9 protein-coding genes are annotated in these 26,649 nt (G+C 61.0%); 3 read left to right on the forward strand and 6 right to left on the reverse strand.

Annotation, left to right across the window (positions count from 1 at the left end; genetic code table 11):
* From PspR32_RS00615 to PspR32_RS00630, 4 genes are all read right to left on the reverse strand, one after another.
* Nucleotides 1-942: a diiron oxygenase gene (locus PspR32_RS00615; protein WP_159387956.1), complete on the reverse strand. Its 942-nt coding sequence runs from the start codon at nt 940-942 to the stop codon at nt 1-3.
* The gene (locus tag PspR32_RS00620) at nt 939-1,715 is read right to left on the reverse strand and encodes a DUF3050 domain-containing protein (RefSeq protein WP_010220444.1); all 777 of its coding nucleotides are present in this window, start codon (nt 1,713-1,715) and stop codon (nt 939-941) included. The genes PspR32_RS00615 and PspR32_RS00620 overlap by 4 nt, the downstream gene beginning before the upstream one ends.
* A 612-nt stretch (nt 1,716-2,327) precedes the next feature.
* Complete coding sequence (locus PspR32_RS00625; protein ID WP_159387957.1) at nt 2,328-2,918, reverse strand: thioesterase domain-containing protein; 591 nt, start codon at nt 2,916-2,918, stop codon at nt 2,328-2,330.
* Between the two features lie 77 nt (nt 2,919-2,995).
* Complete coding sequence (locus tag PspR32_RS00630) at nt 2,996-3,688, reverse strand: GntR family transcriptional regulator (protein WP_010220447.1); 693 nt, start codon at nt 3,686-3,688, stop codon at nt 2,996-2,998.
* Nucleotides 3,689-3,991: 303 nt separating this feature from the next.
* On the opposite strand from PspR32_RS00630, the gene lapG reads away from it, so the two are divergent.
* Both lapG and lapD read left to right on the forward strand, forming a co-directional pair.
* Nucleotides 3,992-4,684 carry a cysteine protease LapG gene (lapG, locus tag PspR32_RS00635; RefSeq protein ID WP_010220448.1) on the forward strand — a complete coding sequence of 231 codons (693 nt, stop codon included), beginning with the start codon at nt 3,992-3,994 and terminating at the stop codon, nt 4,682-4,684.
* 10 nt (nt 4,685-4,694) lie between these two features.
* Complete coding sequence (gene lapD, locus PspR32_RS00640; protein WP_010220449.1) at nt 4,695-6,641, forward strand: cyclic di-GMP receptor LapD; 1,947 nt, start codon at nt 4,695-4,697, stop codon at nt 6,639-6,641.
* A 37-nt stretch (nt 6,642-6,678) separates the two neighbouring features.
* Here the strand turns inward: lapD and PspR32_RS00645 are convergent, their stop codons facing one another.
* Complete coding sequence (locus PspR32_RS00645) at nt 6,679-7,023, reverse strand: hypothetical protein (protein ID WP_010220450.1); 345 nt, start codon at nt 7,021-7,023, stop codon at nt 6,679-6,681.
* A gap of 157 nt (nt 7,024-7,180) precedes the next feature.
* A complete protein-coding gene (locus PspR32_RS00650; protein WP_174242281.1) occupies nt 7,181-24,946 on the reverse strand; it encodes an immunoglobulin-like domain-containing protein in 17,766 nt (5,921 codons plus the stop codon).
* Nucleotides 24,947-25,291: 345 nt separating this feature from the next.
* On the opposite strand from PspR32_RS00650, the gene PspR32_RS00655 reads away from it, so the two are divergent.
* The gene (locus tag PspR32_RS00655; protein ID WP_010222062.1) at nt 25,292-26,629 is read left to right on the forward strand and encodes a TolC family outer membrane protein; all 1,338 of its coding nucleotides are present in this window, start codon (nt 25,292-25,294) and stop codon (nt 26,627-26,629) included.
* Nucleotides 26,630-26,649: the final 20 nt, after the last annotated feature.

Genomic DNA, 26,649 nt, shown 5'->3' on the forward strand with positions numbered 1-26,649 from the left:
TTATCTCCTTGGCTTGGGCAGGTAGTGCGCCAGAGCGTCTTGCACACAGGGCGAGTCGAGCATGGAACTGGCGCGGAACAGGCGCAGGATGTTGCCCAGCAGCGGATGCTGGTGATCGATCGGGTAGGCCATGGACGTCACTTCCTGGCGCAGCGCCGCTCGCGCGGTCTCATTGATCGGCAACTGGGCGATCAGGGCAAAGTCGAAGCGCTTCTGGATGTCGTTGGTCAGGTACTGCGCGAGAAACACCGGCAGGATTTCAGCGATGCAGTGCCGGTCCGCGTCGGGGGCGCTGTGCCAGTAGATGCGCACCAGCCGTGCCCAGAAGCTCGAATGGCGGCCTTCGTCGAGCAGGTGATCGGCCATCAAGCCCTGCACCGATGGCTTGACCGTGTCATCCCGGGCAAAGGCGGCGACATCGTCGGTCAGGGTGTTCTCGGCGATGCCCACGCAGATCAGCTCAAGGGCGTCGCGCAGGTGCGCCGGCGCCAGCGCCAGGGCTGCCGGGATCGCCCGGCTCAGCTCGATTTCCTCGGGCAGGGCCATCGGTTCAATCCCGGTCAGGGCGATGGTTTGTTGCATGAAGTCCATGGCCACCAGGGCGTGGTAGTCCTCATCCACCACCACGGTCATGGCGTCATAGCGACAGGCGAACGGAAAGCGAATGGCAAAGCGGTCCTTGGCGATCCGCCGCGCCGTGCGGTCGACGATCTCGGTCTCGAAAATCACCACGTCGTTGATGAACTTGTACAGGCTCTGGGTCAGGGCGAAATCGCGCTGCTGCGGGCACTCGCGCATAAAGGTCTCACTGAGCACCAGCGGCTGGCGGCTGAGCGGGTAAATCAGCCGCTGATCGTCCTCGACCTGGCGTCGCGGCCGGGTGCGGATGGTCGCGCGGCTCTCCCAGGCCTCGGCGCAGGAGTGGTAGTCGAGGGCATTCATGCGCTGACCTCCGCGACGGGCTCGCGCATCGACAGGCGCAGGTGGTCCCACAGGGCAATGCGGCTGTCGACGGCGGCAATGGCAGCTTCCAGGGCCTGGCGCTCCTGCCCCGGGTCGCCTTTCACCAGCCGGGCGAGCAGAGCCTCGGCGGCCGGGCCGTGATCTTCGGCGTCGACTTCGATGTGCCGTTGCAGGTAGTAGCGCAACGTCGGCGCCTGTTCGCCGGTGATGCCCCAGTCATCGAGGATGCGCTGGAACATGCATGGAATCACACTCTCACGCCCATGCAGGAAGGCCGCAGCGACGCTATGGGCAGGCGCGCCCAGGGCGGTCTCCAGGGTGTGGCAGACAAACTGCCGGGCTGCCTCGCTGGCACCGGCGCGTTGCAGGGCGCTGGCATAGCCGACGCCTTCTCGTTGCAGGTTGATGAAGCGTTCGATCGCCGAGGTGCTGGCGCCGACTTCACGCATGGCGTCCAGGTACAGCTCGAAATGGCTGTAGTGCCCCTGGCCCACACGATCGTCGGACTCCTCACCGAGGACGATCTCGTTGATCAGACGCGCGGCGTTCGGATCAAGTGGCGGCAACCAGGGCAACTGGATACAGGTCAGCTCCTGTTGCAGGCGTTTGGTCAGCGACATGAAATCCCAGACTGCAAATACATGGGTTTCCATGAACCGTTGCAATACCGGTAATGAATCTATTTCGGCAAAGATGGGATGCGCGGCAAGTTCGGCTTTGCGGGCGATAAGGTGCGAAGTCAAAGTGCTCATGGCGTTTCCTTGTCAGTGGCTGACGTTCGGTTCATTTGCCTTAGCGCCAGTGTCGAAGTTTTCGAGGGCCGAGCAGGGGCCTCGACTGAATCATTCGATAAAAGCGCGATGGCAGGCGTATCGATGCTGTAAGCATCCTGTTCACAGGCTTACGGGTGTTTTTGCTCAGGTTGGCCCGTGCCGATAAAAAGTTAGAACAACTTTTAAGTGTTCGGCAATCATTTTGTTAATTATATTTTTAGTTGATGGTTTTCGGGTGTGAAGCAAGTAATTAAAACTTTGGATTAAAGTTTTATTTTTATGTAAGTGCTCCTTCCGGCAACTAAGTGTCAGAATAAAACTGCGTGAGTGAATGCCTCACTCGGAGCACTAAATAATGTAAGTCGGACGAGGTTGACTCTTGGGGGCAGCTGATCGATATCGGTCCTTGCCCGGCGCCAGGCTCCTTCTGCAGGTGTGCAATAGGCACGCGACCTGGCCCGCCTGACGGCGATCAGCGGTCGCTGCGCGGGTAAGAGTGTGCCGAAAATGCAGGGGCCGCCATGGCTGGCTGCAACAGGAGGAGAGAATTCAGGGGCCAGAGCCCCTCGCCGGATGGCCGTGCGCCTGGGTTTACAGGCTTAGCAGGCCCAGATGGGTGTTGATGATCTGGAGCAGGCGCTGATTGAGCATAGGGTCGTTGCCTTGCTCTTCAGGTAGTTCGATCAGCTCGATTTCGCGGCTGCTGAAATCATGCCAGCCCAGCATCCGCGCCAGATAACCTGACGGATACAGCGCCGTGACGGGCACGTTGAGCGCTGCTGCCGATTCACCGGCCGTCGTCGCATGGGGGCTGTCGCATGTGGAGACAAACAGATGACGCGTCTGCCCTGGGTGCAGTTGCGCGGCGTGATTGGCCAGGGCAAAGGCGAGCTGGGCGCCCGGCCCCTGGCCGAACAGGGCATGGGGGGTGCGCAGGTAGACCTGTAAGCGTTCGACCAATGATGCGACCAGGGCGCACTTGTTTTGCAGGGGCAGCGAGGTTGTCAGATCGCCGTAGGCCAGGACGTTGACGGTCACCAGTTCGATATGTTCGTTAAGCTCCGCTGCCCAGGCACGGTATTGGCTCAGGTGGTCCTCGCTGCAGGCAAGGCAGATCAGGCGAACCTGGGGCGGCTGGGCAGAGCCTGGTACGGTTCTGCGCTGAAGAGTAGGGGCGTGCACGGCCTGTCCTTTCGCTCAAGGTATGCCCCGAGCGCAATTGCGGCCATTGGCCGGGGTCGCCGGCAGTGGCCGTGGTTTTACTCTGTCGATTGTCGGCTCAGGTAGGCCTTGATCGTTTTCGCCCCGTTGTTCAGGTGGCGTTCGAGAATCCTGACGGCTTCTTCAACCGACTTGTCATTAGCGGCGTCCACCAACCCGATGTGATCGTCCTGGGTCAACTTGCCCAGGCCCATCGAGGATAAGTGGAAACGCAGAAAGCGTTCTTCTTCATTGAGTTCGTTTTCAATCAGTCGCAAGAGTTTCTGATTGCTCGCCTTGCTATACAGGCTCATGTGGAACAAGCGGTTCAGGCGCCCGATTTCGGCATGCCGGGTTTCGTTTTCCAGTTGGGCGATATAGCTGCGCGCCAGGGCAATGTCGTCGGCATCGAGCAACGGAATCGACTGACGCAACGCTTCGGATTCCAGAATGACCCGCAAGGCATAGGTATCTACGGCATCCTCGCCGATCAGCGGCGCGACCACCGCACCCTTGTGCGCCACCACCTGCAGCAGCGATTGTGCCTCCAGCTGGCGCAGGGCTTCGCGCACGGGCATGCGGCTGACGCCAAACAAAGTGGCCAGTTCCTGTTGGCGCAAGGCCAGACCGGGCTCCAGGCGACCATCAAGGATGGCACTGCGCAGCCGTTCTTCGATCACAGTACGAGCCAAGTGTGGCGGAACTTGCTCGCCACCCAGGATTTCGCTCAGGAGTTTGGTTTTTCCGCCCACGCTGTCTTTGCCTGAAGTCGAAGGGGGTCATTGGATCCAATAACCCTAGTTAGGAGAGATTTACTTGTCAAACCGCATCGATGAGGCCGCGCATCAACAATGCGAAACCACGCTCACCGGCGCCATGCTTGCTATCGTGAAGGAAGTTTTTGCTCAAGGGAAGCAGGGTTGTAGCCCGCGCCTGACAAGGGGTTGCTCATGATCAACAGGTTGATGGCAGGGTGATTGTATGGTGCCATTGTTTTTTTCGGGGTGAGGCCGCACCATCGGTGTTTTCTCACAAGTCTGCGCGGATTATTCGCATTGGCGATACGTTGGGCTGTTCAATTGACCCTGCGCCGGCTTGGCCTGGCCGTGGTGCTCGGCTGCCTGTTGCTGGGCGGCCTGCAGGCGGACTGGGACTTTTCCCAGATCAGCCGCCGCGCTCAGTCGTTGTACGGGCCATTGGGGCCTGGTCAGGGCCGCATCGATGCCTGGCAGAACCTGTTGGCAACCCAGAAGCAAGGCAGCGAAGCTGAGCGCCTGAAGGTGGTCAACCAGTTCTTCAACCAGCAGTTGCGCTATGTCGAAGACATCGACCTGTGGCGTGAGGTGGACTACTGGGCAACGCCGGTGCAATCGTTGATCAAGGGCGCTGGTGACTGTGAAGACTACGCTATCGCCAAGTATTTCAGCCTGCGCCGGCTCGGGGTTCCTGCCGAAAAACTGCGCATTACCTACGTCAAGGCCCTGCGCCAGAACCGTGCGCACATGGTCCTGACCTATTATTCAAGCCCGGAGGCCATGCCGCTGGTGCTCGACAGCCTGATCGATGCGATCAAGCCCGCCAGCCAGCGGCCGGACCTGTTGCCGGTGTATTCGTTCAACGGTGAGGGCCTGTGGCTGACCGGGGCGGGTGGCAACAAGAAAGTCGGCGACACCAAACGTTTGTCGCGTTGGCAGGATCTATTGAAGAAGATGCAGGCCGAAGGCTTCCCCGCCGAGCCGGCTTACTGAAGGAGCACAGATGTCACTGTTCAAACAATTGCTGCTTGCCATCTGCCTGTTCCTGGTGGTCGCCTTCAGCGGCAGCTTCATGGTCAGCCTGGAGAGTTCGCGCAGCCAGTACGTCAACCAGTTGCGCTCTCACGCCCAGGATGCCGCTACGGCCCTGGCGTTGTCGCTGACACCGAATATTGATGACCCGGCAATGGTCGAGCTGATGGTCAGCTCGATCTTCGACAGTGGTTACTATTCGAGCATCAAGGTCATCGACACGGGCTCCAATGCCCTGCTGGTGGAACGCCATGCCGAGCCTGATGCCAATGGTGTGCCGGCCTGGTTCATCCGCCTGATCGGCCTGGAGGCGGCCGGTGGCGATGCCATCGTCAGCCGCGGCTGGCAACAGGCGGCACGGGTCGAGGTGGTCAGCCATCCGATGTTCGCCCTGGCCAAGCTCTGGCAGAGTGCACTGGGCAGCCTCGGCTGGCTGCTGCTGTGCGGCGCGTTGAGTGCGGTGCTTGGCGCATTGTTGCTGCGTCGCCAGCTCAAGCCGCTGGATTACATGGTGGCGCAGTCCCACGCCATTGCCCGGCGTGAGTTCCTCAGCCTGCCAGACCTGCCACGCACCCCGGAGTTGCGCCGGGTAGTACAGGCCATGAACCAGATGGTCGAGAAGCTCAAGGCGCTGTTCCAGGAGCAGGCCGAACGCAGCGAGAAGCTGCGGGTCGAGTCGTACCAGGACAGCCTCACCGGCCTTGCCAACCGCCGCTATTTCGAAATGCAGCTCAACGCCTTGGTCAGCAACCTCGAAGAAGCGCGCCCGGGTTACCTGCTATTGCTGCGGGTCAAGGACCTGGCCGGGCTCAACCAGCGTCTGGGTGGTCAGCGCACCGACCAGTTGCTGCAAGCAGTCGGCCAGCAGTTGCAACGCACCTGCGCCAACTACCCGGAAACCAACAACCTGATCACCCGCAGCCGCGGCGGCGAGTTCGCCGTGCTGGCGCCGGGGTTGGTGCATGAAGAGGCGACCCAGTTGGCCCAGGCCCTGGAAGTGACCTTGCAGAGCCTGGCCGACACCGGCGCCAGCGATGTGACCCCGGTCGCTTGCATCGGCATGGCCCCTTACAGTCCGGGCGATGACCCGCAGGCCTTGCTCAAGCTTGCCGACGAAGCCCTGGCCCGCGCCGAGAGCCAGCTGGAGCCGGGCTGGGTGTGCCTGGAGCAGGGCACCGCGCCGCAAGCCGGCGATACTCACCATGCCTGGCACACGCTGCTTGATGAGGCGTTGCAGCAGGGTCGCTTCCAGTTGTTCTTCCAGCCGGTGGTGGCCTGCGATGCGCCGGAGCGTGTGCTGCATTACAAAGTGATCTCGCGGGTGCTCGATGCCCAGGGCCAGGCCGTTGCCGCCGGGCGCTTCCTGCCGTGGCTGGAGCGTTTTGGCTGGTCGGCGCGGCTCGATGTGCTGATGCTTGAACAGGTGCTCAAGCATATGCACAACCACAATGAAGCGCTGGCCCTGAACGTGTCGGCGGCGACCCTGGCCGACCCCAAGGCGTTACAGCGAGTCTATGAGCTGCTTGGCCAGAACGCTGTGCTGGGCCCGCGCCTGACCCTTGAGATCGGCGAAGAGCAACTGCCTGAACAAGCGGTGCTCGAACAGCTCACCCGCCGTCTGCGGGCCTTGGGCTTTAGCCTCAGCCTGCAGCGTTTTGGCGGGCGTTTCAGCATGATCGGCAACCTGGCGCACCTGGGCCTGGCTTACCTGAAAATCGACGGCAGCTACATCCGCGCCATCGACCATGAACGGCACAAGCGCCTGTTCATTGAAGCGATCCAGCGCGCAGCGCACAGCATCGACTTGCCGCTGATTGCCGAGCGGGTCGAAACCGAGGGTGAGCTCAAGGTATTGCGCGAGATGGGCATTCAAGGGGTTCAGGGACGACTGATCGGCGAGCCGGCACCCTGGCGTTGAAGCAAGCGGCTGCAGGCCGGCAACGGGCCTGCAGCGCTCAGATCAGGCCGCCGTTTTCTTCACTGTCATCGATCAGGTTGGTCAACCCGCCCAGCACCTGGCGAGCATTGGAGCGGCTGAGCAATTTGGCCTGCGCGCCGGGCGGCAGGTCGGTAATGCTGATCACGCCTTTGGTGGTCAGCACTTCGATCAAATCCTCGAGCACCCGGATCATGTCCAGGTCACTCTGTTTGAGTTGTTTGAGGCTGTTCTCGACCACATCGTCGGCGAACCACTCCTGGATCTCGGCATGGTCGGCCGGGAGGATTTCCGTGTATTCGGCGTAGGGTGCGGCCTCTACCCGGACCAGTTGGCCCTGTGCATCGCGTTGCACGTAGAACATGGGGTATCCCTCTGAATGTCAGTCCGTATCCGCAGTCAGCAGCATAGGCCAAGCTGGTCGGGCGTGTAGCCCGGCGAGCGAGTATGCGCTGTGAATACGGTGCAGGCAAAGTCCGAAGCGCCGCGCCAGCCCCGGGAGGGCTGGCGCAGGCCGTGGATCAGCTGTTGGAGTGGTCGATCTTGATGGTCGGGTCGGCACCGGTAACCAGCGAGTTGATCGTGGTATTGGCCCAATTAACCCCTTCCAGCTTGATCGTCACATCGGCATTGGCCAGGCCGCCGGAGGCATTAAGCTTGCCTTCGGAGCTGACCTGCAGGGTCGACTCGCCGTTGACCGTGGTGATCTTCAGGTAGTTGTCGATGGTGCTGGCCTTCTCGCCCTGGAGCAGGTCGCTCAGGTCCAGACGGTCGCCTTCGGCAGCCTTGAAGTCCTTGATCACGTCCTTGCCGGTGTCGCCGGCCTTCCACACGAAGGTGTCGGCCCCGCTACCGCCGGTCATGATGTCGTCGCCCTTGCCGCCGATCAGGATGTCGTTGCCTTCACCGCCCAGCAGGGTGTCGTTGCCGGTACCGCCAAGGAGGATGTCATTACCCTTGCCGCCATCGAGGTAGTCGTTGCCACCCTGGCCGAAGAGAATGTCATTGCCGTCGCCACCGATGAGGATGTCGGCGCCATCGTTGCTGCGCGACACATCGAACTCGCTGACGTGCTCGGTGATGTACTGATGCAGCACGCGGCCATCGACGTCACCCAGGTTGACCCCCAGCTTGCCGGCCACGTAGGCCTGTATGGCTTCGACACCGTTGCCGGCGATCGAGTCGAAGCTGACCAGGTCGCCGAACAGGATGTCGTGGCCATCGCCGCCGCTGACCGTGTCGTTGCCCGGCTTGGTGGCCTCGGTATGACCAAGGATCGCTTCGGCCAGTTGGCTTGGGTCGATGTTGGTCTGCGGTTTACTGTCGCTGTCGAACGGCTTGAGATCGTTGACGTTAACGCCACTGTTCAGGCCGATGGCTTCGACGCTGGAGAGGCCGCTGAGGATCTTGAAGCTGTCCAGCGAGTTGTTCCAGGTGTCGTTGCTGGTGCCATTGCCCCAACCGGAACGGCTGGACAGCTCGTAGGTGCCATCGCCCTGAGCGCGGATGGTGCCGGAGGTCGAGGTGTACCAGTTGCCGTAGTACTTGTACTGGGCATTGAGGTTACCGTCGGCATCGATACTGACCCGGTTATTGCTGTCCAGCTGGTAGCGGTTCAGCGTATCGCCTGGCTTGTAGTTGATCGACTGGAGGAAGCTGTCCAGGGTCCAGCCGGAGCTGGCCAGCTGCGGGTTGCCTTGCTCGTTGGCCTGGTGGAAAGTCGGCTGGCCATCGGTAATGAAGAACGTCTGGTTGCTACCGGTGTTGCCGGCATTTTTGAGGTTCTGGAACCAGTTTGCCGTCGTCTTGAAGGCGTCCTCGTAGTTGGTACCGCCCTCGGAATACATGGCCTTGAGCGCATCCTTCAGCGCTTGCAGCGAGCCCGCATCGGACAGGTTGACCGAAACCGACTTGTTGACCTGGCTGGAGAAGTCCACCAGCAGGATGTTCACGGTACCCGACTGTGCACCCTTCACACTGTTGGCCAGGGTATCGAACACCGACTGCAGGGACTTCTGCGCAGCGTCCACACCGGCGGCTTTCATACTGCCGGAGGTATCGACGATGAACGCCAGGTTGTAGTCCTGTCCCGGTACCACGTGCAGGCCGTTGACATCGGCGACGACGATGTCGTTGCTGGTGCCCAGGGTATGGTTGTCGCTCTCCGCCGTGAGGTTGGTGGTGACGTAGGTATCCGGGTAAACGGTGACCTTGATCGTGCCCTGGCTGAAGTCAGTGCTGCCGTTGGCCTTCTCGGTGGCCGTCGAGGTGACGGTCACGTCGAACTGACCCTGGTAATAGGCCGGCGGCTTGATGCTCAAGCCGTTGAGATTCCAGCCGGTGACATCGACTGCGTCCTTGCCGACGGTGACGGTGTGGCCGGCGCCATCGCTCAGTACCGAGCCTGCCGGAATGCCGCCCAGCTTGACGCTGAGGGTTTCCGAACCATCGGTGTCGGTGAGGTTGGTGGAGATACCGACCAGCTTGACGGTGCCGTTCTCGGCGCCTTCGTTGAGCTTGTAGCCCTGGTAGTAGCCTTCGCCATTGGCGCCGTGCAACTCGCCGACGGTGACGCCGGCGTTGGTCAGCTCGTTCACGCCCGGGTACATCGGGATATTGGCGTTGCTCAGGTCGACCGGGGTGCTGCCGTTGACCGACAGGTTGACGTCATAGCTGCCAGGGCCGCTCTGGTTGGCGTGGTAGATGTCCAGGGTGTAGTAGCCGCTGATGGTCGGCTTGAACGAACCGTTGATCGCACCGCCAGCGCCCCAGGTGGCCTGGGCCACGTTCTTGCCGCCGATGGTGATCAGCAGGCTGTCATCGCCGACACCGCTGAAGCTGTAGGTCTTGCCCGCTTCCAGGTAGATCAGGCCGGAGGTCTTCGAGCCGGAACCGCCAACGACGCTGGCGTCGGACTGGGCGTTGGTCACCAGCGAGCTGCTGTTGGCCTTGCCCGAGTTGTCGAACACGGTCTTCAGCGCGTCGCCGGTGATGCCGTTGCCATTGGTGCCCAGGCCGCTGAGGCTGTTCCAGGTTTCCTTGACCAGGCCGATCGAGTTGACGTTGTTGCTGCCAATGTTCAGGTCAGGCTTGTCGGCCACCGGGGTGATATCGACCTTGATGGTGGCCTCGTTGCCCAGGCCCTGGCCGTCAGTCGGCTTGAACTTGATCTGCGCGTAGTCGGCTTCTTTGTTGCCGACGCCGGTGCCGCCGTTGGCATCGATGCCCGACTCGTTGTGATCCGGCACGAATTTCAGCTTGCCAGCGTCGATGTCGGCCTTGCTGAAGACTTTGCCGGCGTCAGCGTCGGTCAGGGTTTTCCAGACGTTGCCATCCTTGTACTGCAGCACGCCATCGGCGGGCAGTTTGGTGATGGTCAGACCCAGGTTAGCCGCAGGGGTATCGGCATCGGTGATGCCGAAGTTGGCCCAGCTCAGCACCAGGTCGGTATCTTCGGTACCGGTCACGGCACCGCCAGCGGCAACAGGTGCCTCGTTGCTGACGATGGTGGTGGTGACACTGCCAGCGCTGCCGCTGACCACCAGGTTCTCGAAGTTGCCGCCGGTGGCCGAGTCGATCTTCACGGTGAAGTTCTCGGCGCTCTCGGCAATGCCGTCGCGGATGATCGGCACGCTGAAGGTACCAACGTTGCTGCCCGCCTTGATTACCACGGTGGCCACACCGGTGTAGTCCGCACCATTGGTGGCGGTACCGCTGTAGGTCAGCTTGATGACCACATCGGTTTGCGCCTTGTTGGTCAGGGTCAGGGTGTAGTTGGCCGAATCACCTTCGGTCACCGAGGTGGTGCCGCTGATGCTGACGGTGGTGGTGTCGATGGTGTCGGTCACCTGGGTGACGGCTGGCTGTTTGCTGATTGCCAGGTCTTCGAAGTTGCCACCGGTGGCGCCGGTAATGGTCGCGTTGACGCTGCCGGCATCGATGTACACGTCGTCCGCTGGCGCAGGCACGCTGACCGTACCGGTGGTCTTGCCAGCGTCGATGATGATGCTGGCACCGTTGCTCAGGGTCACGGTGACCGGGGTCTGCGCCTTGTTGCTCAAGGTCGCGGTGTAGGTGATGTTGCCACCTTCAGCGACCGACGGCGTAGCGCTCAGGGTCAGGTTGGTGGTGTCGATGGTATCGGTGACGCTGGTCACGGCAGACGAACCGTCGATCTTCAGCTCTTCGAAGTCACCACCGGTGCTGCCAGTGATTTTCGCGCTGACGTTACCGGCATCGATGTACACGTCATCGCCAGGCGCGGCGATGGTCACCTTGCCTTCGGTCTGGCCTGCGGCGATGGTGATGGTCTCACCGTTGCTCAGGGTGACCTTCATCTCGGTACCGGCCGGATTGCTCAGCTTGGCCACGTAAGTGATCGAGCCGCCTTCGGCCACGGTCGGGGTCGCGGTCAGGGTCAGGCTGGCGGAGTCCTTGGTGCCCGGGCCGTCGGTGACGCTGACGGTGGTGTTGCCGGTGCTGACCAGTTTCTCGTAGTTGCCGCCGCTGGTACCGGTGATGCTGTTGGTCAGGTCCGGGTTGGTGGTGTGCACGTTGTTCGGTGCAACGTAATCCACCGTGCCAGTGGTCTGGCCGACAACGATGGTGATTTGCTGACCGTTGGCCAGGTTGATCACCAGGTCGGAACCGGTAACCGGCGCGGAGACCTTGGCGGTGTAAGTCACTACGCCGCCTTCGACAACACTGTTGGTGCTGGCGGTCAGGGTAACCGTCGAAGTGTCGATGGTGTCCTTGACGTCGGTGATCGCTGGGGTGTTATCCACAGCCAGCTTCTCGAAGTCACCGCCGGTGGTGCCAGTGACGGTCACGCTCAGCTGGCCTGCATCGATGTAAACGTCGTCGCTTGGTGCATCGATGGTGATCTTGCCTTCGGTCTGGCCTTTGGCAATGGTGATCACTTCACCGTTGCTCAGGGTCACTTTCATCTCGGTGCCGGCCGGATTGGTCAGCGTCGCGGTGTAAGTGATCGAGCCGCCTTCATTGACGGTTGGAGTCGCGGTCAGCTTGAGGCCGGTGGTGTCGTCGGTGCCTGGGCCGTCGGTGACGGTAGTCACTGGGTTGCCAGCGGTATCCAGCTTCTCGTAGTTGCCGCCGGTGGTACCGGTGATGCTGTTGGTCAGGTCCGGGTTGGTGGTGTGTACGTTGTTTGGTGCAACGAAGTCCACGGTGCCCGAGCTGGAACCTACAGGGATAGTGATCTGTTGGCCGTTAGCCAGAGTCACCACGAGCGCAGAACCGGTTACTGGCGCAGTCACCGAGGCGGTGTAAGTCACCACACCACCCTCAGTCACGCTTGGAGTAGCGGTCAGGGTGACAGTCGAAGTGTCGATGGTGTCAGTCACTTCGGTAACGGCTGGCGTGTTATCCACAGCCAGCTTCTCGAAGTCGCCACCAGTGGTGCCGGTGACAGTGACGCTGACTTCGCCCGCGTCGATGTACACATCGTCTTCCGGAGCTGGAACAGTGATGCTGCCTTCGGTCTGGCCCGCAGCGATGGTGATCACTTCACCGTTGCTCAGGGTCACCTTCATCTCGGTGCCAGCCGGATTGGTCAGGGTGGCGGTGTAGATGATGTCGCCGCCTTCAGCCACGGAGCCGGTAGCGGTCAGTTTCAGGCCGGTAGTGTCGTCAGTGCCTGGGCCATCGGTGACGGTGGTCACTGGGTTACCCGCAGTGTCCAGCTTCTCGTAGTTGCCGCCGGTGGTGCCGGTGATGCTGTTGGTCAGGTCCGGATTGGTGGTGTGTACGTTGTTTGGTGCAACGAAGTCCACGGTGCCCGAGCTCGAACCAACTGGGATGGTGATCTGCTGACCGTTGGCCAGAGTAATGACCAGGTTCGAGCCGGTAACCGGAGCAGTAACCGAAGCGGTGTAGGTAACCACACCACCCTCAGTCACGCTTGGAGTAGCGGTCAGGGTGACGGTCGAGGTGTCGATGGTGTCAGTCACTTCGGTGACGGCCGGGGTGTTATCCACAGCCAGCTTCTCGAAGTCGCCACCGGTAGTTCCGGTCACGGTGACGCTGACTTCGCCGGCGTCGACGTACACATCGTCTTCCGGTGCCGGAACAGTGATGCTGCCTTCGGTCTGACCTGCAGCAATGGTGATCACTTCACCGTTGCTCAGAGTCACCTTCATCTCGGTGCCAGCTGGGTTGGTCAGGGTCGCGGTGTAGATGATGTCGCCGCCTTCGGCCACGGAGCCGGTAGCGGTCAGTTTCAGGCCGGTAGTGTCGTCAGTGCCTGGGCCATCGGTGACGGTGGTCACTGGGTTACCCGCAGTGTCCAGCTTCTCGTAGTTGCCGCCGGTGGTGCCGGTGATGCTGTTGGTCAGGTCCGGATTGGTGGTGTGTACGTTGTTTGGTGCAACGAAGTCCACGGTGCCCGAGCTCGAACCAACTGGGATGGTGATCTGCTGACCGTTGGCCAGAGTAATGACCAGGTTCGAGCCGGTAACCGGAGCAGTAACCGAAGCGGTGTAGGTAACCACACCACCCTCAGTCACGCTTGGAGTAGCGGTCAGGGTGACGGTCGAGGTGTCGATGGTGTCAGTCACTTCGGTGACGGCCGGGGTGTTATCCACAGCCAGCTTCTCGAAGTCGCCACCGGTAGTTCCGGTCACGGTGACGCTGACTTCGCCGGCGTCGACGTACACATCGTCTTCCGGTGCCGGAACAGTGATGCTGCCTTCGGTCTGACCTGCAGCAATGGTGATCACTTCACCGTTGCTCAGGGTCACCTTCATTTCGGTGCCGGCTGGGTTGGTCAGGGTGGCGGTGTAGATGATGTCGCCGCCTTCGGCGACCGAACCGGTAGCCGTCAGCTTCAGACCGGTAGTGTCGTCGGTACCTGGACCGTCGGTGACGGTGGTCACTGGGTTACCCGCAGTGTCCAGCTTCTCGTAGTTGCCGCCGGTGGTGCCGGTGATGCTGTTGGTCAGGTCTGGGTTGGTGGTGTGCACGTTGTTCGGCGCAACGAAGTCCACAGTGCCGGAGCTCGAACCGACAGGGATGGTGATCTGTTGGCCGTTGGCCAGGTTGATCACCAACGCAGAACCAGTCACCGGCGCGGTGACGGAAGCGGTGTAAGTCACCACACCACCCTCAGTCACGCTTGGAGTAGCGGTCAGGGTGACAGTCGAAGTGTCGATGGTGTCAGTCACTTCAGTGACGGCTGGGGTGTTATCCACAGCCAGCTTCTCGAAGTCGCCACCAGTGGTGCCGGTCACGGTGACGCTGACTTCGCCGGCATCGATGTACACATCGTCTTCCGGAGCCGGAACAGTGATGCTGCCTTCGGTCTGACCCGCAGCGATGGTGATCACTTCACCGTTGCTCAGGGTGACTTTCATCTCGGTGCCAGCTGGGTTGGTCAGCGTAACGGTGTAGATGATGTCGCCGCCTTCGGCCACGGAGCCGGTGGCGGTGAGTTTGAGGCCGGTGGTGTCATCGGTACCTGGGCCGTCGGTGACGGTGGTCACTGGGTTACCCGCAGTGTCCAGCTTCTCGTAGTTGCCGCCGGTGGTACCGGTGATGCTGTTGGTCAGGTCCGGGTTGGTGGTGTGGACGTTGTTTGGTGCAACGAAGTCCACGGTGCCCGAGCTGGAACCGACCGGGATGGTGATCTGCTGACCGTTGGCCAGGTTGATCACCAACGCAGAACCAGTCACCGGCGCGGTGACGGAAGCGGTGTAGGTGACGACGCCGCCTTCGGTCACGCTTGGCGTCGCGGTCAGAGTGACAGTCGAAGTGTCGATGGTGTCAGTCACTTCGGTGACGGCTGGGGTGTTATCCACAGCCAGCTTCTCGAAGTCGCCACCAGTGGTGCCGGTCACGGTGACGCTGACTTCGCCAGCATCGATGTACACATCGTCTTCCGGAGCCGGAACAGTGATGCTGCCTTCGGTCTGACCCGCAGCGATGGTGATGACTTCACCGTTGCTCAGGGTCACCTTCATCTCGGTGCCAGCCGGATTGGTCAGGGTGGCGGTGTAGATGATGTCGCCGCCTTCAGCCACGGAGCCGGTAGCGGTCAGTTTCAGGCCGGTAGTGTCGTCAGTGCCTGGGCCATCGGTGACGGTGGTCACTGGGTTACCCGCAGTGTCCAGCTTCTCGTAGTTGCCGCCGGTGGTACCGGTGATGCTGTTGGTCAGGTCCGGGTTGGTGGTGTGGACGTTGTTTGGTGCAACGAAGTCCACGGTGCCCGAGCTGGAACCGACCGGGATGGTGATCTGCTGACCGTTGGCCAGGTTGATCACCAACGCAGAACCAGTCACCGGCGCGGTGACGGAAGCGGTGTAGGTGACGACGCCGCCTTCGGTCACGCTTGGCGTCGCGGTCAGAGTGACAGTCGAAGTGTCGATGGTGTCAGTCACTTCGGTGACGGCTGGGGTGTTATCCACAGCCAGCTTCTCGAAGTCGCCACCAGTGGTGCCGGTCACGGTGACGCTGACTTCGCCAGCATCGATGTACACATCGTCTTCCGGAGCCGGAACAGTGATGCTGCCTTCGGTCTGACCCGCAGCGATGGTGATGACTTCACCGTTGCTCAGGGTCACCTTCATCTCGGTGCCAGCCGGATTGGTCAGGGTGGCGGTGTAGATGATGTCGCCGCCTTCAGCCACGGAGCCGGTAGCGGTCAGTTTCAGGCCGGTAGTGTCGTCAGTGCCTGGGCCATCGGTGACGGTGGTCACTGGGTTACCCGCAGTGTCCAGCTTCTCGTAGTTGCCGCCGGTGGTGCCGGTGATGCTGTTGGTCAGGTCCGGATTGGTGGTGTGTACGTTGTTTGGTGCAACGAAGTCCACGGTGCCCGAGCTCGAACCAACTGGGATGGTGATCTGCTGACCGTTGGCCAGAGTAATGACCAGGTTCGAGCCGGTAACCGGAGCAGTAACCGAAGCGGTGTAGGTAACCACACCACCCTCAGTCACGCTTGGAGTAGCGGTCAGGGTGACGGTCGAGGTGTCGATGGTGTCAGTCACTTCGGTGACGGCCGGGGTGTTATCCACAGCCAGCTTCTCGAAGTCGCCACCGGTAGTTCCGGTCACGGTGACGCTGACTTCGCCGGCATCGATGTACACATCGTCTTCCGGAGCCGGAACAGTGATGCTGCCTTCGGTCTGACCAGCAGCAATGGTGATCACTTCACCGTTGCTCAGGGTGACCTTCATCTCGGTGCCAGCCGGATTGGTCAGGGTGGCGGTGTAGATGATGTCGCCGCCTTCGGCCACGGAGCCGGTAGCGGTCAGTTTCAGACCGGTAGTGTCGTCGGTACCTGGACCGTCGGTGACGGTGGTCACTGGGTTGCCTGCAGTGTCCAGCTTCTCGTAGTTGCCACCGGTGGTGCCGGTGATGCTGTTGGTCAGGTCTGGGTTGGTGGTGTGCACGTTGTTCGGCGCAACGAAGTCCACAGTGCCGGAGCTCGAACCGACAGGGATGGTGATCTGTTGGCCGTTGGCCAGGTTGATCACCAACGCAGAACCAGTCACCGGCGCGGTGACGGAAGCGGTGTAAGTCACCACACCACCCTCAGTCACGCTTGGCGTCGCGGTCAGGGTGACAGTCGAAGTGTCGATGGTATCGGTCACTTCGGTGACGGCTGGCGTGTTATCCACAGCCAGCTTCTCGAAGTCGCCACCGGTGGTGCCGGTGACAGTGACGCTGACTTCACCGGCGTCGATGTACACATCGTCTTCCGGAGCCGGAACAGTGATGCTGCCTTCGGTCTGACCCGCAGCGATGGTGATGACTTCACCGTTGCTCAGGGTCACCTTCATCTCGGTGCCAGCTGGGTTGGTCAGGGTGGCGGTGTAGATGATGTCGCCGCCTTCAGCGACCGAACCGGTAGCCGTCAGCTTCAGACCGGTAGTGTCGTCGGTACCTGGACCGTCGGTGACGGTGGTCACTGGGTTACCCGCAGTGTCCAGCTTCTCGTAGTTGCCGCCGGTGGTGCCGGTGATGCTGTTGGTCAGGTCCGGGTTGGTGGTGTGCACGTTGTTCGGTGCAACGAAGTCCACGGTGCCCGAGCTGGAACCGACCGGGATGGTGATCTGCTGACCGTTGGCCAGGTTGATCACCAACGCAGAACCAGTCACCGGCGCGGTGACCGACGCGGTGTAGGTGACGACGCCGCCTTCGGTCACGCTTGGCGTCGCGGTCAGAGTGACAGTCGAAGTGTCGATGGTGTCAGTCACTTCGGTGACGGCCGGGGTGTTATCCACAGCCAGCTTCTCGAAGTCGCCACCGGTAGTTCCGGTCACGGTGACGCTGACTTCGCCGGCGTCGACGTACACATCGTCTTCCGGTGCCGGAACAGTGATGCTGCCTTCGGTCTGACCTGCAGCAATGGTGATCACTTCACCGTTGCTCAGAGTCACCTTCATCTCGGTGCCAGCTGGGTTGGTCAGCGTAGCGGTGTAGATGATGTCGCCGCCTTCGGCCACGGAGCCGGTAGCGGTCAGTTTCAGGCCGGTAGTGTCGTCAGTGCCTGGGCCGTCGGTGACGGTGGTCACTGGGTTACCCGCAGTGTCCAGCTTCTCGTAGTTGCCGCCGGTGGTACCGGTGATGCTGTTGGTCAGGTCCGGGTTGGTGGTGTGTACGTTGTTTGGTGCAACGAAGTCCACGGTGCCCGAGCTGGAACCTACAGGGATAGTGATCTGTTGGCCGTTAGCCAGAGTCACCACGAGCGCAGAACCGGTTACTGGCGCAGTCACCGAGGCGGTGTAAGTCACCACACCACCCTCAGTCACGCTTGGAGTAGCGGTCAGGGTGACGGTCGAGGTGTCGATGGTGTCAGTCACTTCGGTAACGGCTGGAGTGTTATCCACAGCCAGCTTCTCGAAGTCGCCACCGGTGGTGCCGGTGACAGTGACGCTGACTTCGCCCGCATCGATGTACACATCGTCTTCCGGTGCCGGCAGAGTAATACTGCCTTCGGTCTGACCGGCAGCAATGGTGATCACTTCACCGTTGCTCAGGGTGACCTTCATCTCGGTGCCAGCCGGATTGGTCAGGGTGGCGGTGTAGATGATGTCGCCGCCTTCAGCGACCGAACCAGTAGCGGTCAACTTCAGACCGGTAGTGTCGTCAGTACCTGGACCGTCGGTGACGGTGGTCACTGGGTTACCCGCAGTGTCCAGCTTCTCGTAGTTACCACCGGTGGTACCGGTGATGCTGTTGGTCAGGTCCGGATTGGTGGTGTGTACGTTGTTCGGTGCAACGAAGTCCACGGTGCCCGAGCTGGAGCCGACTGGGATGGTGATCTGCTGACCGTTGGCCAGAGTAATGACCAGGTTCGAGCCGGTAACCGGAGCAGTCACCGAGGCGGTGTAGGTAACCACACCACCCTCAGTCACGCTTGGAGTAGCGGTCAGGGTGACAGTCGAAGTGTCGATGGTATCGGTGACTTCAGTCACTGCCGCCGCCGGGTCGACTTCGACTTTCTCGAAATCACCACCGGTGGTGCCAGCGATGGTCACGCTGACTTCGCCGGCATCGATGTACACATCGTCTTCCGGAGCCGGAACAGTGATGCTGCCTTCGGTCTGACCCGCAGCGATGGTGATGACTTCACCGTTGCTCAGGGTCACCTTCATCTCGGTGCCAGCTGGGTTGGTCAGGGTGGCGGTGTAGATGATGTCGCCGCCTTCAGCGACCGAACCGGTAGCCGTCAGCTTCAGACCGGTAGTGTCGTCGGTACCTGGACCGTCGGTGACGGTGGTCACTGGGTTACCCGCAGTGTCCAGCTTCTCGTAGTTGCCGCCGGTGGTGCCGGTGATGCTGTTGGTCAGGTCCGGGTTGGTGGTGTGCACGTTGTTCGGTGCAACGAAGTCCACGGTGCCCGAGCTGGAACCGACCGGGATGGTGATCTGCTGACCGTTGGCCAGGTTGATCACCAACGCAGAACCAGTCACCGGCGCGGTGACCGACGCGGTGTAGGTGACGACGCCGCCTTCGGTCACGCTTGGCGTCGCGGTCAGAGTGACAGTCGAAGTGTCGATGGTGTCAGTCACTTCGGTGACGGCCGGGGTGTTATCCACAGCCAGCTTCTCGAAGTCGCCACCGGTAGTTCCGGTCACGGTGACGCTGACTTCGCCGGCGTCGACGTACACATCGTCTTCCGGTGCCGGAACAGTGATGCTGCCTTCGGTCTGACCTGCAGCAATGGTGATCACTTCACCGTTGCTCAGAGTCACCTTCATCTCGGTGCCAGCTGGGTTGGTCAGCGTAGCGGTGTAGATGATGTCGCCGCCTTCGGCCACGGAGCCGGTAGCGGTCAGTTTCAGGCCGGTAGTGTCGTCAGTGCCTGGGCCGTCGGTGACGGTGGTCACTGGGTTACCCGCAGTGTCCAGCTTCTCGTAGTTGCCGCCGGTGGTACCGGTGATGCTGTTGGTCAGGTCCGGGTTGGTGGTGTGTACGTTGTTTGGTGCAACGAAGTCCACGGTGCCCGAGCTGGAACCTACAGGGATAGTGATCTGTTGGCCGTTAGCCAGAGTCACCACGAGCGCAGAACCGGTTACTGGCGCAGTCACCGAGGCGGTGTAAGTCACCACACCACCCTCAGTCACGCTTGGAGTAGCGGTCAGGGTGACGGTCGAGGTGTCGATGGTGTCAGTCACTTCGGTAACGGCTGGAGTGTTATCCACAGCCAGCTTCTCGAAGTCGCCACCGGTGGTGCCGGTGACAGTGACGCTGACTTCGCCCGCATCGATGTACACATCGTCTTCCGGTGCCGGCAGAGTAATACTGCCTTCGGTCTGACCGGCAGCAATGGTGATCACTTCACCGTTGCTCAGGGTGACCTTCATCTCGGTGCCAGCCGGATTGGTCAGGGTGGCGGTGTAGATGATGTCGCCGCCTTCAGCGACCGAACCAGTAGCGGTCAACTTCAGACCGGTAGTGTCGTCAGTACCTGGACCGTCGGTGACGGTGGTCACTGGGTTACCCGCAGTGTCCAGCTTCTCGTAGTTACCACCGGTGGTACCGGTGATGCTGTTGGTCAGGTCCGGATTGGTGGTGTGTACGTTGTTCGGTGCAACGAAGTCCACGGTGCCCGAGCTGGAGCCGACTGGGATGGTGATCTGCTGACCGTTGGCCAGAGTAATGACCAGGTTCGAGCCGGTAACCGGAGCAGTCACCGAGGCGGTGTAGGTAACCACACCACCCTCAGTCACGCTTGGAGTAGCGGTCAGGGTGACAGTCGAAGTGTCGATGGTATCGGTGACTTCAGTCACTGCCGCCGCCGGGTCGACTTCGACTTTCTCGAAATCACCACCGGTGGTGCCAGCGATGGTCACGCTGACTTCGCCGGCATCGATGTACACATCGTCTTCCGGAGCCGGAACAGTGATGCTGCCTTCGGTCTGGCCCGCAGCAATGGTGATCACTTCACCGTTGCTCAGAGTCACCTTCATCTCGGTGCCAGCTGGGTTGGTCAGGGTCGCGGTGTAGATGATGTCGCCGCCTTCGGCCACGGAGCCGGTAGCGGTCAATTTCAGACCGGTAGTGTCGTCAGTACCTGGGCCATCGGTGACGGTAGTCACTGGGTTGCCCGCGGTATCCAGCTTCTCGTAGTTACCACCGGTGGTGCTGGTGATGCTGTTGGTCAGGTCCGGATTGGTGGTGTGCACGTTGTTTGGCGCAACGAAGTCCACGGTGCCGGAGCTGGAGCCGACCGGGATGGTGATCTGCTGACCGTTGGCCAGGTTGATCACCAACGCAGAACCAGTCACCGGCGCGGTGACCGACGCGGTGTAGGTGACGACGCCGCCTTCGGTCACGCTTGGCGTCGCGGTCAGAGTGACAGTCGAAGTGTCGATGGTGTCAGTCACTTCGGTGACGGCTGGGGTGTTATCCACAGCCAGCTTCTCGAAGTCGCCACCAGTGGTGCCGGTCACGGTGACGCTGACTTCGCCGGCATCGATGTACACATCGTCTTCTGGAGCCGGAACAGTGATGCTGCCTTCGGTCTGACCCGCAGCGATGGTGATCACTTCACCGTTGCTCAGGGTGACTTTCATCTCGGTGCCAGCTGGGTTGGTCAGGGTGGCGGTGTAGATGATGTCGCCGCCTTCAGCGACCGAACCGGTAGCCGTCAGCTTCAGACCGGTGGTGTCGTCAGTGCCTGGGCCATCGGTGACGGTAGTCACTGGGTTACCCGCAGTGTCCAGCTTCTCGTAGTTGCCACCGGTGGTGCCGGTGATGCTGTTGGTCAGGTCCGGATTGGTGGTGTGGACGTTGTTCGGTGCCACGAAGTCCACGGTGCCGGAGCTGGAGCCGACCGGGATGGTGATCTGCTGACCGTTGGCCAGGTTGATCACCAACGCAGAACCAGTCACCGGCGCGGTGACGGAAGCGGTGTAGGTGACTACGCCACCTTCGGTCACGCTCGGGGTAGCAGTCAGGGTAACGGTGCTGGTGTCGATGGTGTCAGTCACTTCGGTGACGGCTGGAGTGTTATCCACAGCCAGCTTCTCGAAGTCGCCACCGGTGGTGCCGGTGACAGTGACGCTAACTTCGCCCGCATCGATGTACACATCGTCTTCCGGAGCCGGAACAGTGATGCTGCCTTCGGTCTGACCGGCAGCAATGGTGATGACTTCACCGTTGCTCAGGGTGACCTTCATCTCGGTGCCAGCCGGATTGGTCAGGGTGGCGGTGTAGATGATGTCGCCGCCTTCAGCGACCGAACCAGTAGCGGTCAACTTCAGACCGGTAGTGTCGTCAGTACCTGGACCGTCGGTGACGGTGGTCACTGGGTTACCCGCAGTGTCCAGCTTCTCGTAGTTGCCGCCGGTGGTACCGGTGATGCTGTTGGTCAGGTCCGGGTTGGTGGTGTGTACGTTGTTTGGTGCAACGAAGTCCACGGTGCCCGAGCTGGAACCTACAGGGATAGTGATCTGTTGGCCGTTAGCCAGAGTCACCACGAGCGCAGAACCGGTTACTGGCGCAGTCACCGAGGCGGTGTAAGTCACCACACCACCCTCAGTCACGCTTGGAGTAGCGGTCAGGGTGACGGTCGAGGTGTCGATGGTGTCAGTCACTTCGGTAACGGCTGGAGTGTTATCCACAGCCAGCTTCTCGAAGTCGCCACCGGTGGTGCCGGTGACAGTGACGCTGACTTCGCCCGCATCGATGTACACATCGTCTTCCGGAGCCGGAACAGTGATGCTGCCTTCGGTCTGACCGGCAGCGATGGTGATCACTTCACCGTTGCTCAGGGTCACCTTCATCTCGGTGCCAGCCGGATTGGTCAGGGTGGCGGTGTAGATGATGTCGCCGCCTTCGGCCACAGAGCCAGTAGCGGTCAATTTCAGACCGGTGGTGTCATCGGTACCTGGGCCATCGGTGACGGTAGTCACTGGGTTACCCGCAGTGTCCAGCTTCTCGTAGTTACCACCGGTGGTACCGGTGATGCTGTTGGTCAGGTCCGGGTTGGTGGTGTGCACGTTGTTCGGCGCAACGAACTCGACCGAGCCAGTGCTCTGGCCGACCGGAATAGTGATCTGCTGACCATTGGCCAGGTTGATCACCAACGCAGAACCGGTAACCGGCGCAGTGACCGAAGCGGTGTAGGTGACGACGCCACCTTCGGCAACGCTGCTGTTCGCAGTCAAGGTGACAGTCGAAGTATCGATGGTGTCCGTCACTTGAGTAACGGCCGGAGTGCCATCTACTGCAACTTTCTCGAAATCACCGCCCGTAGTGCCAGTGACGGTCACGCTCACTTCACCGGCATCGATGTAGACGTCATCGGCAGGCGCTGCGACGGTAATGCTGCCTTCGGTTTGGCCCGCGGCGATGGTGATCACTTCACCATTGCTCAGGGTGACCTTCATTTCGGTACCGGCCGGGTTGGTCAGCGTTGCGGTATAAACAATCGAACCGCCTTCTGCGACCGAACCAGTGGCCGTCAGTTTCAGGCCAGTAGTGTCATCGGTACCTGGACCGTCGGTGACGGTGGTCACTGGGTTACCCGCAGTGTCCAGCTTCTCGTAGTTGCCACCGGTGGTGCCGGTAATGCTGTTGGTCAGGTCCGGATTGGTGGTGTGGACGTTGTTCGGCGCAACGAACTCAACCGAGCCAGTGCTCTGGCCGACCGGAATAGTGATCTGCTGACCATTGGCCAGGTTGATCACCAACGCAGAACCGGTAACCGGCGCAGTGACCGAAGCGGTGTAGGTGACGACGCCACCTTCGGCAACGCTGCTGTTCGCAGTCAAGGTGACAGTCGAAGTATCGATGGTGTCCGTCACTTGAGTAACGGCCGGAGTGCCATCTACTGCAACTTTCTCGAAATCACCGCCCGTAGTGCCAGTGACGGTCACGCTCACTTCACCGGCATCGATGTAGACGTCATCGGCAGGCGCTGCGACGGTAATGCTGCCTTCGGTTTGGCCCGCGGCGATGGTGATCACTTCACCATTGCTCAGGGTGACTTTCATTTCGGTACCGGCCGGGTTGGTCAGCGTTGCGGTATAAACAATCGAACCGCCTTCTGCGACCGAACCAGTGGCCGTCAGTTTCAGGCCAGTAGTGTCATCGGTACCTGGACCGTCGGTGACGGTGGTCACTGGGTTACCCGCAGTGTCCAGCTTCTCGTAGTTGCCGCCGGAAGTGCCGGTGATGCTGTTGGTCAGGTCCGGGTTGGTGGTGTGCACGTTGTTCGGCGCAACGAACTCGACCGAGCCAGTGCTCTGGCCGACCGGAATAGTGATCTGCTGACCATTGGCCAGGGTAATAACCAGCGCAGAACCGGTGACTGGCGCAGTGACCGAAGCGGTGTAGGTCACCACACCACCTTCGGCAACGCTGCTATTGGCCGTCAGGGTGACGGTCGACGTATCGATGGTGTCAGTAACTTCAGTCACTGCCGGCTGATTGCTGACCACCAGGTTCTCGAAGTTGCCGCCATCGACTTTGTCGATGCTCACGCTGACGTTGCCGGCATCGACATACACGTCATCGCTTGGCGCAGGCACGGTGACGCTGCCTTCGGTCTGGCCTGCGGCAATGGTGATCACCGCGCCGTTGCTCAGGGTCACGGTCACTGGTGTGCCGGCCGGGTTGGTCAGGGTCGCGGTGTAGATGATCGAGCCGCCTTCGGCCACGGTACCGGTGGCGTTCAGGCTCAGGCCGGTGTCATCGATCGAGTCGGTAATGGTGGTGACCGCCGGGTTCGGGTTCGGTACCAGGTTCTCGAAGTTGCCGCCCGTGGCGCCAGTGATGGTGGTGCTGACGCTGCTGCCGTTGTTGTAGACGTCGTTCGCTGGCGTCTGCACGTCAACGGTACCGGTGCTCTGGCCGGCGCCGATGGTGATAGTGCTGCCGTTGGACAGGGTGACGGTCACCGGCGTCTGCGCCGGATTGGTCAGGGTAGCGGTGTAGGTGATCACGCCGCCTTCGGTGACACTCGGGTTGGCGGTCAGGGTGACTGTGGTGGTGTCGATGGTGTCGGTGATCTGGGTCACCGCCGGGGTGGTGTCCGGGGTGACGATCAGGCCCGCGCCGCCGGTGGTGCCGGTGATGGTCGTGGAGATCTCACTGCTGTCCAGGTACACGGTATCGTTCGGCGGGATGGTCACGCTGACGCTGCCGGTGGTCTGCCCGGCGTTGATGACGATGACCTGGCCATTGGACAGGGTCACGGTCAGGTCGGTCAGCGGTGGCTGGCCCAGGGTGGCGGTGTAGATGATCACGCCACCGGCCTCGGTGATCGACGGCGTGGCGCTCAGGGTCAGGCCGGACTCGCGGGTAGGCGTGGTGGTTGCCGGGTTGTTGGCATCGTCCAGGCCGCCCAGCTCCTGGGTGGCGGCGCCGGTGGCAAAGCCGATAGGGCCGGTCGGGAAGCCAATGGTCGGGTCGACCGAGCCTGCGGTGGCATCGAGCATGACGAAGCTGTGGCCACCACCGGCCGCGCCGCCGCTACCTGCGGCAGTCGGGCCGGCTGCGGTGGCTTCAAGTTCGGTAGTCGGGTCAGCACCGGCGGCGATGGCCTGTTGCAGCTCTTCGACCGAAGGCGCTGCCTGAGCGGTGGCAGCCGCCAGGTCAGTGCTGCTGTCCGGGGTGTCGGCACTCCACTGAGTATCACGGCCCAGGTCCAGGCTGCGGCCATCGGCCAATTCCAGGGTGACGGCACCGGCCAGGCCGGTGAGTACCTGCTCGCCAGCGAACAGGCGGTCACCTTCGATGAGTACACGTTGAATCCCTTCTGGGGATACGGCGATTACTTGGCCAACAATGCTTTTGACGATGGCAACAACACTGCTCATTGGACTCTCCGGACTACCCGTTCAATTTGGCTTCCATGCCAGCAGGCGCTGAATTGCCGCTTCTGATGGAATGTTTCAATAGTGAGTTCGACGCTTTTGACGTCAATTAATTGTCGATATCTGTTGGCTATTAAGTTTATGCCAAAGTATTGACCTTCCTGCTGCCATCCTAAACAATCAGCTCTGTAATGTCACATTGATATTTGAGCGGCTGCCACTCTTCCACCGTACGAACCAAGTACTCCTTCGGAAGTTTCCGACATAAGGTCAATCCGGTTGCCATTTTCTAATGCAGCAACGATTTCTGCTGTGATTTGGGACAAGACGTCCCTGGGAAAAAGTTAAATGCGCGCGTCACTGTTTACTGCTCTTCCTTTCGTCCTCGCCACCAGTTTCGTTCAAGCACAGAGCCTGCCAGAGGCCATGCAGAAAGCCCTCGAGGTGCACCCGGAAATTCAGGCCGGGGTTAACAGCCGAATTGCTGCCGACTACCAACTGCGCGCCGCCAAGGGCGGTTACCTGCCGCGTGTCGATGTGCTGGCCGGTTATGGCCGTGAAGGCACCGACAGCCCGAGCACCGGCAACCGCTGGGAAACCCTCAACCGCGGTGAGTCGAGTGTGCGTCTGCGGCAGATGGTCTTCGACGGTTTTGCCACCTCGAGCGAAGTCGGCCGCCAGCAAGCCACCGTCAACTCCCGTGCCTACTCGCTGCTGGGGGCGTCCGAGCGCACCGCGCTGACCGTTGCCCAGGTCTACCTGGATGTCCTGACCCGTCGCGAGATGGTCCGCCTGGCAGAAGACAACCTGCGCAGCCACGAACGCATCTACGACCAGATCAAGCTGCGCACCGCCCGTGGCGTCGGCCGCCTGGCTGACCTTGACCAGGCCGAAGCGCGTCTGGCCCAGGCGCGCAACAACCTGATCACCGAGCAGACCAACCTCGCCGATGCCAAGACCAACTACCTGAGCGTGGTCGGTCAACTGCCGGACGAGTTAAGCAGCCCTGCGCCGTTTGTCGACCTGTTGCCAGCCAACCTCGACGAAGCCCGTCAGCAGATGGTCGAGAGCAGCCCGATCCTGCGCTCGGCGGAGTCCGATATCGCTGCCGCGGAGAAACAATACGAAGCGGCAAAGTCTACTTTCTATCCGCGTTTTGATGCAGAACTCGGACGGACGGCCGATAACGATCTGGATGGCATGAACGGCCACAACAACGAATGGCAGGCTATGCTGCGCATGAGTTTCAACTTGTACGCCGGCGGCAGTAACAAGGCCGACCTGGAATCCAAGTCGTACCTGACCAACCAGGCGCTGGACATTCGTAACAATGCCTTGCGCCAGCTCAATGAGGAGCTAGGCCTGGCATGGAATGCTATGGATAACGCCAATGCGCAGTTGCCGATCGCCCAGCAATACGTCGATCACAGCAACAGTGTGCGCACCGCCTACCAGAAGCAGTTCAGCCTGGGCGAACGTACCTTGCTAGACTTGCTCGACAGCGAGAACGAACTCTTCACCGCGCAGCGTCGGCTGACCGAAGTGAAGAACATCCAGCTGTTTACTCAGTACCGAATCAAAGCGACCATTGGTCAGCTGCTCAAGAGCCAGGGTGTTGTCGCACCGATGGCCACCGTGGTGCAGAACGACCTTAAACCGAAAGTGAACCTGCCAGGCATGAACTGAGGTTCACTGTCATAGCCAAC

Origin of the sequence: Pseudomonas sp. R32 (genome assembly GCF_009866705.1) — a bacterium.
GTDB lineage: Bacteria > Pseudomonadota > Gammaproteobacteria > Pseudomonadales > Pseudomonadaceae > Aquipseudomonas > Aquipseudomonas donghuensis.